General features: G+C 55.9%; 9 protein-coding genes and 1 pseudogene. All 10 read right to left on the reverse strand.

Annotated elements, in window-relative coordinates:
* Positions 1–57: 57 nt before the first annotated feature.
* Positions 58–1,146 carry a type VI secretion system protein TssA gene (locus KHU29_RS20515; RefSeq protein WP_211455186.1) on the reverse strand — a complete coding sequence of 363 codons (1,089 nt, stop codon included), beginning with the start codon at positions 1,144–1,146 and terminating at the stop codon, positions 58–60.
* Positions 1,147–1,148: 2 nt separating this feature from the next.
* Entirely contained in the window at positions 1,149–2,240 is a 1,092-nt protein-coding gene (gene tssG, locus KHU29_RS20520; protein WP_211455187.1) for a type VI secretion system baseplate subunit TssG, read from the reverse strand.
* On the reverse strand, positions 2,240–4,120 hold the full coding sequence (tssF, locus tag KHU29_RS20525) for a type VI secretion system baseplate subunit TssF (protein ID WP_211455188.1): 1,881 nt from the start codon (positions 4,118–4,120) through the stop codon (positions 2,240–2,242). The genes tssG and tssF overlap by 1 nt, the downstream gene beginning before the upstream one ends.
* 66 nt (positions 4,121–4,186) lie before the next feature.
* Positions 4,187–4,744 (reverse strand): type VI secretion system baseplate subunit TssE, encoded by a 558-nt coding sequence (gene tssE / locus KHU29_RS20530; RefSeq protein ID WP_211455189.1) that lies wholly within the window; start codon positions 4,742–4,744, stop codon positions 4,187–4,189.
* Positions 4,745–4,764: 20 nt separating this feature from the next.
* Entirely contained in the window at positions 4,765–5,970 is a 1,206-nt protein-coding gene (locus tag KHU29_RS20535; protein ID WP_211455190.1) for a TagK domain-containing protein, read from the reverse strand.
* A 144-nt stretch (positions 5,971–6,114) separates the two neighbouring features.
* A complete protein-coding gene (locus KHU29_RS20540; protein ID WP_211455191.1) occupies positions 6,115–7,065 on the reverse strand; it encodes a TagF domain-containing protein in 951 nt (316 codons plus the stop codon).
* Positions 7,065–11,108 carry a type VI secretion system membrane subunit TssM gene (gene tssM / locus KHU29_RS20545; RefSeq protein ID WP_211455192.1) on the reverse strand — a complete coding sequence of 1,348 codons (4,044 nt, stop codon included), beginning with the start codon at positions 11,106–11,108 and terminating at the stop codon, positions 7,065–7,067. Before tssM ends, KHU29_RS20540 begins: the two co-directional genes overlap by 1 nt.
* A gap of 14 nt (positions 11,109–11,122) precedes the next feature.
* Positions 11,123–12,577: a type VI secretion system protein TssL, long form gene (gene tssL / locus KHU29_RS20550; RefSeq protein WP_211455193.1), complete on the reverse strand. Its 1,455-nt coding sequence runs from the start codon at positions 12,575–12,577 to the stop codon at positions 11,123–11,125.
* A 34-nt stretch (positions 12,578–12,611) separates the two neighbouring features.
* Entirely contained in the window at positions 12,612–12,869 is a 258-nt protein-coding gene (locus KHU29_RS20555; RefSeq protein WP_211455194.1) for a PAAR domain-containing protein, read from the reverse strand.
* A gap of 91 nt (positions 12,870–12,960) precedes the next feature.
* Positions 12,961–13,697, reverse strand: a pseudogene (locus tag KHU29_RS20560) (SEL1-like repeat protein); the annotation flags it as partial.

Consider the following 13,697-nt stretch of genomic DNA (forward strand, 5'->3'; position numbering starts at 1 on the left):
AATTAGCATACTCCCAAATGGAAGATATTGCCTTGTGTCATCCAGTCGCGGCCCGCATCAATCCTGCTCCCAGCGCTCCAGCAAATCCGGTGGAATCGACTGCGCCACTTCGGAAAATCGCTTTCCGACCATTTTTTCTGCCTGGCGCAGCAGTACCGCAACCGGACTGCTCGGCTCCGCCAGCTCGAACCATTCTCGCGCATCCCGGATCGATTGCAAGGCCGCCTGGCGCCCATCTATCGGGTGGCTGGAAAGTATGGTCTGAGTCATTGATGTACCCCCTTGTTCATTGAATACATTCAAGTATTTGTGGATGTGGCTTGGGGAGAAAGCCGGGTGCCTGGCTTCTGCTCCAGCAACTAACGGGACTGCTGCATTTACCTTGGCATGCGGTTTTTGCACGACTACGTTCGACTTCGACCCGAACAATCCCAGCAGGCGAATCAGCGGATACAAATCCGGTGCGTGCTCCGGCAAATTGTCATGGCACCATTTTTGCAATCGCTCAAGCAGTAACAATGTCTCGGCCAAGTCCTTCAACGTAGCATCCCGCGCATGATGCAAATCGGCCAGTTGACGTTGCACTACCTCTGCAGACAAAGCATCGGCCGGACGCGGCAAAGCGAAGGCGCGTTCTACATCACGCACCTGCAGGCGCATGGCTAAGCTTTTGGATAACGTGATCTCACGGATATCGGATAGCAGGCCGTCTGGATCGACCAAAGCAGCAAGCGCATTTGCGCGCAGCGCCGGATCCCGTTCACCGTCAATCAGTAATTGCGGATGGATGAACTCGGGATAGTGCTCCAGAAAGCCAACCAGCATGGCCATGCCTTCATGCAAACCGGCCGCTTGCGCCCCGCGCGTGCGACATCGCAACAAAAGCGTCAGTAACGTGATGTCGTGTGAGCGTAACAGCAAGCGGCGGCAATCACGCTCGATCTCCGCCCAGTTGGGTGCTTCCGGCATGTCGACAAAATCGCCGTATTGGGCGCTGCTCTTTGGCTCGGCTTTCGCCATCAGCAACATGTATTCGGAGTCGTACTCCAGATTCGGGCCGCATGGCGCCGTATCGGATAACGGCGCCAGCCATTCCGGCGTCGCGCCCATCAGGTTTTGTAGTGTTTGCGTCAATTTATTGAACATCTCTATATTCCCATCCCGCCTTGTGTCAACCGGCTACCCTGACGCATGTATTGTTCAGGTTCGAAAACCATGCCGGTTGCAGCCCGTGTCGTATCACTGTCTCCCAGCCAGGTTGCCCATCCCAATTTCTCAGCGCCGCCGATGCGTGCCGGCGTGGCGGCTGCGGCGGCGACCTTGAGTTCGACTTCCCACCCATACTCCAGCCCGACGAAAGCCCGCACCCATTCCACCAGTAACGGCAGATCACGCCCCTGCGGTGTCAGATGTAGATATTGGGCCAGCGAGAGTGGACCGATGACAATGCGAAATTTATGCTGGCGGTCCGGAACCGCCTCCCCCAACAAAGCGCCCTCGCCCATCACAGTCGCAACCGATGCGCGTCCGAGCAGCGTATGTTCGTCCGATGAAACGCTGATCCAGTGCAGTACATGTTCTTCGATCTGCACCGGCACGCCGAAAAAATGCGCCAGCGTCATCGCCAGGCCATCAGGATTCCTGGCCTCGCGCACCAGATGCGCGGAGGCCGCCATGCGAGCATGAGGAGGCAACGGTGACGACCGGATATTCACCGGATCGTTGCCAGCCAGGCGGCTGACATATTGCGAAAACTGCTCGTCATCGGCGCGATCCAGTCCGGCCGCCGCCTGCGCTTGCGACCAGGCCCGATACATGTGCGTCATGTATCGATGGTGAAATTTATCCAGGAAATCGACCAGCGTCGCATCATGCCGGTTATCCAGCCGGTCCTTTGCAATTTCCGTAAAGTGGATCGGCAAAGGGCCGTTCGGCCCCAGCATGCCCAATCCGAACAAGCGAATCTGCGGGTGTTTTACATGTGGATCCACCGCGGCAATTTCGCGCGGGGAGAATGTCATCGACGGCCGCTGGCCAAGCCGAAACGGCTCCTGCCTTGGCAAGGTTGCCCGTCCAATCGGCGGCAGGTGCGGATGCTGGGCGGCCGTAGCACGCAGCAGGCTGATAAACCCATATCTCCACGGGTAGACCGCGACATCGATCAAACGATAACGCCAGGTTGCCGTGCCGACGGCTTCCTGGTTCGCCTCAACATGCGCATCTTGCTCAATGTTCCACATCAGACAACTCCCCGGCCACCCATGCGCACCGGCCAACGCGTAACCAAGCCGCGTTGCATCGATTGCAATTCGGTTTGGGTAAACACATTGATCGATACATGACGTGCCAGCCAGTGTTCTAGTATCAAACCGAACAGGTACGGGCTGGCGCCGGAGAAACCGGTTTCGTCCACTGTCAACTTGCAAGCAACGCCGCGTCCGTAGACGAGCGGACCTTTGCCTGGCAAGCGCCGGGTAACAGGCTCCACCTCAGATCCGATCAGGCTTTGTACCTGCCGCATCTGCGCCGAGTCCTCGCCATTCACGAATAAACGCAACATATCGCGCAATGCCTGCCCACCTTCACGCCCGTTCATGTCCGTCAATGGCAGATAGTTAAAGCCCAGTTGGCGGATCAGGCGCCAGGCCAGTTCGCGTTCGGCAAAGGGTGCCTGCGGCGAGCTCGGCGGCCGGATCAATCGTACGCTGGCGACCGGCAGTGAATCGGCTACCGTCAAATCGGATATGCCGTTACGCGGCACCAATCCGGGCAAGTCGCGGTTGGTCAGCAATGCATTGACTGCCAGATGCGACAAATCCCCCGAATACGGCGCTTCGTTCTGATCAACCAGCGACAGGAAAATTTCCGTCCCGGTATAGGGTGTGCGCGTGCCGTATTTGCGTGCCGTGGACGAGGTCAGCCGGCGCTCGCGGCGCATCGAAAAATATCGCCCGAAATTCCCTTCGTCCTGATTCAAGGTTTGAAACAACGGGCGAAACACCATCGGCTCGGCATTCTTATCCGCCTGAGCACTGATGTATTCCACAGAAAACACCTCGTAATCCATCGGCCGCGCACGATCCGGCACCAAATGGAATTCTTCTTGCGCCGTATTCAACTCGACCCGGTCGGTCCGCTTCGGAAACAAGTTGATCACCGGTGTGCAATGCAGCGCAAACTGCTGTGCATCGACGTGATTGGTTAAATTGCCCGGTGGCCTGGACAGGAGAATCACGATCTCGGCCTCTTTGCCGGTGACCCGCGCTAAACCAGGCGCCAATTGCGTCAACGCAAAAAAATAAAAGCGACTCGGACACGCGAAGTACTCATGCAACAGATTGTGTCCGTGAAAGGTGTTCCACTGCAGCGGTAACAAGCTTTGATCTGGCTGCAAGCCTTCATGCGCCAGCGCATCCTTGACTACCACATGCGGATTGTCGGCGATCGCACCCGGTGTGCCGGTGAAGGTTGCCACTGCGCCGGTATGCAGTAATTCAAACAGATGCGATGCCATTCCTTCCTCGCCGCACAGATAAACCGGTAACCTGTCCAGTCCCTGCAAATCGGAGAAATTCAACTCGCCATCGATCCGAAGCGTCAGGCGCAATGCCCCCTGCACCTGGATATGCGCCGGCAAATGCCGATCCATCGACGGCAGATCCGGTGGTGTACCGGTCAACCTCGCAGAGGTGATTTTAATCGGCCACAATCTGACATCGGTACTGCTGCGAAATTCGCAAGCCGTCTTTTCTCCTTGCGGTACCTTGGCATGGAAAGCCGTTTGCCTGGGCACTTTGAAGCCGCGCCGCAGATCGCCCTCTGTCGGATCCGGATGCAGCTGCGCCACCGCCATCGACGGTGTCGGGCAGACGTAATTTGGGTAAATCACTTCCAGCAAGCGCTGCGTAAAACGCGGGAATTCGGCATCCAGTTTGATCTGCATGCGCGCCGACATGAAGCAGAACGATTCGATCAGGCGCTCCACGTACGGATCGGCCACTTCGATGCCATGCATGCCCAGGCGCTTGGCGATCTTGGGATGTTGTTGCGCAAATTCGCCGGCCAGTTCGCGCATGTAGACGAGCTCGCGGTTGTAATAGTCGAGAAGGAGTGGGTCCATGCAATGTTTACCTAAGAGTAATTGTTTGCTTCGTAGTTTGTTTCGCAACACGGCCGAACCAGGCTTTCATTTGTCGTCTACCGACATCCGATTGGTCTCCAGATCCACCGAGCTTTGCACCATGAAGGCCATCGGATAAGGATCCATGCGAATCGCACCGCGAATTTCAAACAGCAACACGTTGTATTGCCGCTCGGCGCCTTCTTTCATCAATGGCACGATTTGCAGCGAGTCCGGTATCAGGCGCGGTTCAAAGTCGAAGATGGCGCGGCGCAGGCGCCGTTCGATATCGGCCCATTTATGCTCGGACAAATAACTGCCAGCCAGTGGCGGCACGCCGTAGTTGATGGTGGAAGCCGCAGCCAGTGCGTGACGGTTGCGATCCAGCAGATCTTCCATATTCGCCGTGTTCAGCAAAAAGGCCAGGTCGCGCTGAATGATCTTGCGCATTTGCGCGCGCGTCACCGTATATTCGCCGGGCGCTTCGGCACTGCGCAAGGGTTCGTCGTCGCGCAGGCGGTCGAATAAGGTCGGTAGCAGATGCGCATTCGGCTGGCGAGGCGCGACATGTTTTTGTGAGGCTTTGTCATCCGAAACGGGGTGACGCCAGGCTGCTTTTTCCATGATGTGTCCGTGGTTGGTTGTCATATGGTGGCGCTGTCCCTGGAATTCTTTGATGATTGTTGTTCGGCCGGCTCGGACGCTGACGCCGCTGAATAAGAACTGTCAGGACTGAAAGCGTGATGCTCGCGGCGCGTCAGCGAAGGTAAATTTGCGCGTTGTGCCGGCATGGCGATGCCTTTGGCAAACAGACGCAATACCTCTTGGTCTGGCGCCGAGGGCGGCAACTGCCAAACCTCACTGCCAATAAGCGGTAACACGTCGTCAATTTTCAGCGTGCCAGACACCATATCTTCTATCGAAGCATGTAGCGCGACGGGCACGGCGTGTTCGGCCGGGGTGCTTAGCGGCGCATTGGTCATTTCAGGAAGGGCTTGCATGCTGCGTTGTGCATGCAAAGAGGCCGGGTCTTGAATCGCCTGAATATAGTCTTTACCGAGCTCGTCCAGGATTTTACTGCCGGTACTGCGGCGGACAATACCGTCGCCACCGCCCTGATTCACTTCGTCATGATATGCATCAGGTGGAAAATCAGGCTTGGAATTAACCGATGCATCCAAGTTGGATACGTTGGTTTTAGTCTGCATAATATAAGCAGGATCAAGATGCTTTCCGTCGATAATATCCCGATCGCTCAGCATGGGCGGCGAAGTACGTGCAGGCATCGCCGCAGCAGATGCCGTTACCAAGGATTCCGGAACGATATCAAACGGATCCGCCCCCCGTGCCGGAACAAGCGGAGCGTGTTTGCCACGTATCAAACTGGTCAGCGATGCTGCGATTTCATCCGCACCTGAATTCGTGGCCGGCAGCGCTGCCGGGAAAGTATCGGCATATGCAGCATCAGGATTGATCGCCGGCACCGCACCATGTTGCGCAAACGACAGCCGATCGATGTCGACGACTTGCAAATGCAGCATCCCCAGTTCAATCCGGTCTCCCGATTGCAACGGCACACTGTGCTGATACTCCAGCGGCACGTCGTTCACGGAACACAGCCAACGCTCGCTATTACGCACGAGCCACCACCCGCCTCCTGAAATCCCGAACGAGCGCCAGCAAACGGTACAGCGCATCTCGGCTAACCAGGCGCGTTCCGTTTCAGGGACAAACTCGGCGAACTGCTCCTCACCCAGTTCCGTATCATCGCTGAAACTGAATGTAGCCTGTTGCGTCATGCCATGCTGGTGCAGCACACGGAGATGCAAATTGTATCTATGCGAAGTCATGAAAATTTCTTTCCGCCGGGATTGCCATCGACATATGAAAAAGTAGTATTCATGTGAGCGGCCCTATGTAATTCATTTACTGAATAGCTGATTAACTGATCTTGCATCGATTCATGCCCGTATCTTTTACAAACAAAAGGGGTGCTACAACACATCCTGCATGCGCGTCGCTGCACCGACAAAACGTCCTCGCAAATCCTGTTGCCAAAATACGGCGCGTTGGCTCGAATCAAGCTCTCCATCGGTCAGCCGTTGCGGCCAGTCTGACCAGGGCAGATAACGCACGCCATGCAAGCGCTGCACCGGATCTTCCGGATGCGGAGCCGGAATGAAGGAACGCATGCCGTTATGCTCAGGAGATTTCTTTTTACTGCCAAACAAGCCGGACCAGCCCGGTTGATACAGCTCCCAAATTTGCTCCAATTGCCCTACCAGAGTAGCGAGATGATCCGGTTGTCCTCGCTGGCCGTGCTGGCTCTGCCGATGATCCGAACGGTCCAGCGCCGCTTCTTCCGCATACACCATATGCGCCATCGCGCGCGCGGCGGCATACAGCCAATCGCAGGGTTGCTGTGCATGGTTCTGGAAATATTGTTTAATCCAGCGCGGCGAGGCTGTCTGCAACATGACCAAGGGATAGACACGCCCGATCTTGTCGAAGGAAGACATCCAGACTCCGATCACATGCTCTCTATCGGCAAAAGGCATGCTTCCCGGCGGTAGTACAAAGCACCACGGCAGACCGGCGTGACCAGCTTTTGGTGGCGTGATTTTCTGTTGAAGCGCCGGTGCTGCCGGCTCGCGCGCTTTCGGCAATACCGCGCGCGGATCGACCAGATCGATTGGCGTCAGGCGACTCCATTTAGCGCCTTCCGCGCGCTTGCGTTTAACGATTTCCGTTTTTTCGGGGGACACCGGCGTCTCGGTAGCTGCGCTGGCCGCGTTCAGATGCTCACCTATCCACGCCTGCAGCGCTTCACTCTGTGCATGCTTGACGTTATACCGGATGAAATCGCCACGACTGGGTACCTTGCCCCATAAGGTCAGATTGCTGACCTTCGATCCATGCAAAAAACCGGGCAGCCACATCGCCATCAGACCGCTCCCGGGCACTGAAACGATTTCAGCAAATCCGTGGTTAACGGGCTAGGCAGGCTGCCACCGGTATTGATATCCAATACCGCCTTGCGCCCGTCAAAATTGAAATTGGCGATCACGCGGCCTACTGTGGCGGTGTTGACCAGATTGGCTTGTTCAATCAGACGCATCAATGCCCATGGGCCGCTGGTGACGATGGATGAGGTTGCGGCGCTGATCCGCGGCGTGGCGGTCAACTCCGCACCGGAACCACCGCGCGCGCCAGGCCAGGTAACCGCCAGAGCCTGCACCGGGCCATGTGCATAGCGCTGGGTCTTGCCGTCCACATTGATGATAAATTCGGTAATTGTAGGATCTACTTCCGCGGCTTTGATATCCATCTTCCATGCCATATTCTTGCTGCCGGGTTCCCTGAAAAAGACATCTCGTATCGTGTTCATCCGGGCAAACGCATCGGGATTAGGGCCCTGCTTTGCCAACAATTTCAATAACTCCCCCATCAGAGTCGGACCTGTTGCTGCACCCAGACCAGCCGCCGGAACGCCTGACGCGCCCGAACTGGCTAGCGCATCGGAGATAGTCATTTGATTGGCGGTCTCTGGATTCTTGTATTTCCATGGGCGGCTGCTGGTATCGACAAACGGCTGCAGTTGCTTCTGAAAAAAATCGTCCGCGGCGCCCCCCGCGGCAAAAATTCGGGTGAAATCGTCTATGCTGACTTCCTGCGAACTTGCCGCAAATGGATAACGTCCCTCAATGCTGCGCTTGCACGGATCACTCACTTGAGAATTGAGCGCGCGGAAAATCCGATCCAATTGCATTTGCGCCTGCGTGCTCAAAATCGCCGAAGCACCTTGCGCAACCTTTTCGGTGCCGCTATCTGCCAGCGCGGTAAGGATTTCCTTGAACGGCGCCGGTAACTTTCCGGCTTCAAGTTTCAACTTCATGCCTGCAGCCGCAGCACCCGGCGGCAGGCTGTTCGTGCCCAAAGCGGTATCGGCTACAACCAGCACTGTGTAATATTCATTCAGCAGGCCGGCGATATTTTCCAGAGCGGGCTTGCCAGCGCCGGTTGCCGACGCCACATCATCATCGGCATGACCGGTCACAACTTCACGCAGCGCAGCGAAACGGCTATCGACCAATTTGCGTTCCATCTGCTCCTGCGGCCGGATATTTAGGTTATTCGATACCTTACTGACTTGCTGACCCAGTTTGTCGGTGGCTTTACCAAAAAATCCCTTGTCGTCATTCGACTGGACTATCAGCGGTTTGGACAGCGAAGTTTCGCGAGCCGCAGCGCGAGCCAGGCGCGAAAGCGATGAATCAGGTGAAGCGAATGCGCGCAGCACGGTCAGATCGAAAGTCAGGTTACTGCCAGTGACGGCGCGGACATCGTCTAAAAACAGGCTCCATTGATCGGCATATTCGGTCAGGTACTGACGACGGATGTCTTCAGTCAGCGCATCTTCACCCGATGCGCCGGTGAGATTGTCCAGCGCCTCCCTTTGCGAAGAAGCCGCGTAACCCATCACCCAGGCATCGTCCAGCGTAGCCAGTTTGACGAACTCAGGCAAACGCTTGTCAAACAGATTGAAGTAGCCATCATAGGTAAACAAACCCGGGATTCCTTTGTCCAGCGGTTGGCCGGACAAGCGCGTAAACACGGTCCCGGCTTGCGGACCGACCGCACGAGTCAGCGTAAAATCTTCCGGCGACTCTGGCAACATTGCTTGTTTTGCGCGCTCATACAAGCGTTGAGTCGACGTGTCGGCATTCAAAAAGCTCCGGGCATCCTGCACCAGCGCTTCATTCTTCACGAACGACGACTGCACTACCCGCGTCTCCGAGAACAAGCGGTTGATATGACCGATCATCGACGCCCGCCCGCCAAATACCGACGCGCTGTCCGAGGCTTCCCAATCCTGCAGCACCCAGGCTTTTACATCCGATGCGTTATAGCGCGTTTTGTCGTTGATAAGCAGGTAGACACGTAAGGTGTTGTAAGCCGTCCTGGCATCTTTGAGGTCGATCGCCGCATGCAGCACCTGTTCCATCCGGTGCACGATCTGCGGCAGCAGCAAGGTATCTTGCAGATGGTCGTATGTCGTGTCGGCAGCCGCCAGAATCGTGCTGCCGGTGTACAGGCCATAGCGATAACTCAGCGCAGGATCCCTGACATCGAGCCCGCGATGCAGAGGCATGTTCTGCGCCGTCGTCAACGCATCCGGCACATGTTTCAAACGTTCTTCACCGGATTTTGCGAACAGGTTGGTCACCAGGGTTTTGAGCATGTCCTTTTTTTCTGTTACCGATTTCAGGTACTCCTCGTTATTGGCAAACGACAGCGTCAGTGCGCTGGCCAGCGCCAGAAAAAGAATGAGGGAAACGGCGTGCCCGATCAGTCGCAGTAGCCTGAAGCGGAATTCCCAGCGTAGATTGGGACGCACCAGATGTGCTTCCGGAATGATTAGGCGGGTATACAGATCGGTCAGGAAATAGCTGCGATTGCCGGTGAGATCGGTACCGGCCAGCTTGGTGCGATTGCCGTTTTCGCCTTTCAACTCCCCATTCACCTGATGGGCGGCCCCCTTTTTGCGCAAACCGAGTGCCGTGGCTACGCGTTCCATCAGGGTCATCGGATTGCTTGGGATAACGTCTGTCGATTGCGCGGCGCTCGTGAAATACACGCCGCGCAAGGTGTGATGCAATTCAGTGACGTCATAATGTGAAGTGAGAAAGATATTTTCTAGCGTCTTTGACAACGTTTTTGCCAAGCCAGAAAATTCCTGCGGGAGTGCGTAAAGCAAACGCCGGCGTTCGGTATCGAACACTTCCTGCAGCCGTGCATTCACGCCGTTGTCCAGACGTTGAGCGAGCGAGTCCAGTTCGACTTGCACTTGCTGCAACAAGACAGACGCGCCAATCTCTTGCTTGTTAAGAGCAGCCAGCTTGGACGGATCCAGATACGGCAATGTGAAACCCCAGGTCTGGGCGCGGCCTTCCGAAGTCAATGATTGGAAATACTCGTTAAAGCCTTCCAGCAAATCCATCTTGGTGATCGTCACATAGACCGGGAAACGTATTCCCAGCTCACTACGCAATTCCGCCAGACGTGCGCGCAGGTCGTTTGCCAGCTTTTCCCGATTTGCATCAACCGGATCCAACAATTCCTGGGCATCGATGGCAAGGATCGCGCCATTAATCGGCGCGCGGCTGCGATGCTTACGCAATACCCCCAAGAAACCACGCCACTCGGCCCCGTCCACATGTTGACGAGAGTCTTGCGATACATAGCGCCCGGCAGTATCGATCAATACGGCCTCATTGGTCAGCCACCAGTCGCAATCGGTTGTCCCTGCTTTACTAGCCTGCGCCGCGCCCGGGTGCTCCGCCAGTGGAAATTTCAAACCGGAATTGAGCACGGCCGTGGTCTTTCCTGCGCCGGGATTACCGATGATCATGTACCACGGCAGTTCGTACAGGTAACGCTTGCCTTCCACCAAACGACGCCAGCTTCCGCTATTCGAGTGCTTGGTTTTCAACCGCTGCATGGCGCGGCCGATTTTGCTGTTGACAGTCTTTAAGGCTTCCTTCGCATCCTTGTCGGCCTGGCTCTGATTTTCCGTCTTCAAGCGAAACAGGGAGTCACGCAAGCTTTCATTGGTGCGTACCAATTGATACAAACGGAATAGACCGTAGATAGCGTACATAAACAGGATGACGCCAATGAGCATGGATCGTTCAAATACCGTAACCAGCGGTTGCGTCGAACCGAATGCCAGCAACGGCCCGGCGTGCCAGATCAGCAGACACAGGCAAGCTACTCCAATGATGTGCAAAGGTTTTTTGAGCAAGAGCGTCAGGATCAGCGCCAAGGTTAAGATCAAGAGTGTGACGCGCATACCCACAGTGGCCAGTGGACGCATGCCGCCGAAGGCGAATAACGGGCCCAAAAACCAGATCGCCGCAGCGATCAGCACAATGAGCAGAAACGCCAGTATTTGGCGTGAGAAGATGAAATCGGTGAATTTTTTCATGATAATTTTTCTGATCAACGGGCGACGCTGGCGGGTGTGTAGACGGCGTTGGAAGTCATTGAGGCGGTACCGTCAGGACCAGCGATTGAGGTCTTGACGACACTGCCGTCGGATTGCCTGACGATGATTTCCACCCTGCGGTTCCGGGCGCGTTGTGCGGGCGTCTTGTTGCCGGCAACCGGCTCGGAGTCTCCCTTGCCGCTGATATCCAGCCGTGATGCGGAAACACCCCGGATCTGCAAGGCGTCTGCCACGCTGGCGGCGCGTTCTTCTGAGAGCATCTGGTTATTCGGAAATTTGGCGGTCTTGATCGGCACGTTGTCGGTATGGCCGATCACCTGAACTGATCCCGATACTTTGGCGATCTGGTCGGCTACTTTATCGAGCAACGGCATAATGCCGAGAGAGACCTTGGCCTGCCCCGGTACGAACATGTCGTCGCCCTTGAAAATCACTGCGCTATGTTTCGCATCCTCATCCACCTTGACCTGGCCGCTGGCAATTTCGTCCCTGAGCAACTCTGTCAGTCGCAATCGCGGAACAATCGGCGCAGGTGGTGGTGTCATTTTTCCGATTGCAGCGATTTGTTCTTCCAGGACATTGATTTGAGTCAGCAGTTGATATTTGTACCAGGAGAACAAACCGAATGCTGCCAACGTGAGAACTGATGCGGTAACCCAGACGGGGATGCTGCGTAGTAAGCCGAGCTTGCCTTCGGCTTCGCCCTTCCAATTGGGGGACAAAGGCAGCGGCACCGATTCGCGTGCTTTTGAAATCTCCGCATAAATACAGGCGCGGATGATATCGACATCTCGCCTGCCGTTTGGCTGATTGCTGTATTGCCCCTCAACACCCAAGGACAGAATGCGGAACATGACTTCCAGCAGATGGAGATGCGGGGCTGGATTGCCCATCAAACGACCGACCAGCAGGAATACTTTTTTCCCACCCTGGGTATCGCCATGGAACTGCGACGCCAACATCTGGGTGAACCAGATTCCGGTCTCCTTCCCTTTACCGCCACCCCAGCTCGTGTGATTGGCAAACTCATCGAGCGCACTGCACAAAGCATAGCTGGCGGCAACCGAATGCTCGCGTTTGATATTGGCCTCATCGCATAACTGGCTAAAGGTGATTACTTCATTTTCCAGCGCTTTACGAAAGACCGTCACTTGCTCTGGACGACGAAATACCTGCCGAGGTAGTTGCGCCAGTGCCAGCAATAATGGCTGGGCCGCTTCCAATAATGGATTGCGAGCGGATTTGATACATGCAAGCCGATTCGCTATTTCTTCGGTTGGCTCGCTGGCATTTATCACCATGCGTTTGATTTGCAGGTCCAACAAATCTGGATCGTCGACAGCAATTTTTTTTGCTGCTCCCTGATCTGGCGTGGAAACCGGTGCTTTCATGACGCGGCTATCCAGATCGTCAATCTGCATCGGGGCGTTGGATGGTTTTTGAGGCATAGTAGTCACCGAAAATTAGATAAAACAAACAACATCACGGGCAAGCAGTGGTATTTCCGGTGGCAATTACCGTACTGCCACATGCGGTTTTGCATTCATGCAGCACGACAGCAAGGCCGTCATCCAGCATAGTGCTGCCCTCGATAATTTGGTTGTCGCCATGGTCGGGGCAACTGACCCAGTCAAAGAGACGAGCATTGCGGCGGCCGTCAATGGACATGTTGCCGCTGACTTTGGTGACTTTGCCACCGTGGCTGGTATCGTCACCTTCTCTGCAAATAGGGCGGTCCATCGTTTATTTCCCTTTATAGTTGTTGGGATAGTCAATCGAGATAGAAAACTCAAATCGTCTCTAAATCCTGTTTGCGCCATCTCTGACAGCCTCAAATCGTTTCTACTAAACGCCATGTCACGACATGATTTGGCACATCCACCAGCCAATCCCTTTGTGGATCAGGGAATGTCTGCCCTTGCATCACGGCCGCTTCCCGCCAACGCCAGTTCATCAACAGTCTCCGTGGATGCTCTGCCGGCAACGAAGGTTGCCAGATGCCGCTTTGCGGGCAAGCTTCGTCACCGTCGCATGTGAGCGTGGCGGGATTGGCTTGCGCCACGCGCCATTGGCCGCTACGCACTTGGGCAGGCGAGTCTTGTAGTTCCAGTTGTTCCGGGACGCCCATGTAATGCCACAGGATGCGGCCGTCGTTGTGCGTCAGGCCGGCACGCCAATCGTCGAACGACTCGCCGCGCGAGTAGCGACGCGGGGCTTGATCCTGATTCCATGTACGATGTGCGAGCGTGACCGGATGAAGTAATTGCGGCAACCAGTAGCCGCTGAAATCGGCTGTCGTGGCTTCGTATTGCGGCCGGACTTCGATTAATCCTGCGATGAGACGTGTTTCATCTTCCGGTGGCACGGCATATTCCGGCAGCACCGAGCCTTGCGGTATATGGGCACGGCCGGATAGATTCGCACCGGGTGTCGTGGCCGCGGGCGGCGGTGCCGGAATGACTGGCTTGGCGGCGTTGATCAGGTCTTCCGGCTTGCCGCTCCATTGCGGGAGTTTGGCTGGTGGCAAGGGTAAGACTTTGTCGAGGTTGGGGAAGCGCAAGTCGGGGT

Origin of the sequence: Collimonas antrihumi (assembly GCF_018304965.1) — a bacterium.
In the GTDB taxonomy this organism is placed as follows: domain Bacteria; phylum Pseudomonadota; class Gammaproteobacteria; order Burkholderiales; family Burkholderiaceae_D; genus Collimonas; species Collimonas antrihumi.

Excerpts from the sequence above, each read along its gene's own strand:
- tssL (WP_211455193.1), bottom strand. The coding sequence starts at position 12,577 with ATGCCTCAAAAACCATCCAACGCCCCGATGCAGATTGACGATCTGGAT.
- KHU29_RS20535 (WP_211455190.1), bottom strand. The coding sequence starts at position 5,970 with ATGACTTCGCATAGATACAATTTGCATCTCCGTGTGCTGCACCAGCAT.
- tssG (WP_211455187.1), bottom strand. The coding sequence starts at position 2,240 with ATGTGGAACATTGAGCAAGATGCGCATGTTGAGGCGAACCAGGAAGCC.
- tssF (WP_211455188.1), bottom strand. The coding sequence starts at position 4,120 with ATGGACCCACTCCTTCTCGACTATTACAACCGCGAGCTCGTCTACATG.
- KHU29_RS20555 (WP_211455194.1), bottom strand. The coding sequence starts at position 12,869 with ATGGACCGCCCTATTTGCAGAGAAGGTGACGATACCAGCCACGGTGGC.
- tssE (WP_211455189.1), bottom strand. The coding sequence starts at position 4,744 with ATGGAAAAAGCAGCCTGGCGTCACCCCGTTTCGGATGACAAAGCCTCA.
- KHU29_RS20515 (WP_211455186.1), bottom strand. The coding sequence starts at position 1,146 with ATGTTCAATAAATTGACGCAAACACTACAAAACCTGATGGGCGCGACG.
- KHU29_RS20540 (WP_211455191.1), bottom strand. The coding sequence starts at position 7,065 with ATGGCGATGTGGCTGCCCGGTTTTTTGCATGGATCGAAGGTCAGCAAT.
- tssM (WP_211455192.1), bottom strand. The coding sequence starts at position 11,108 with ATGAAAAAATTCACCGATTTCATCTTCTCACGCCAAATACTGGCGTTT.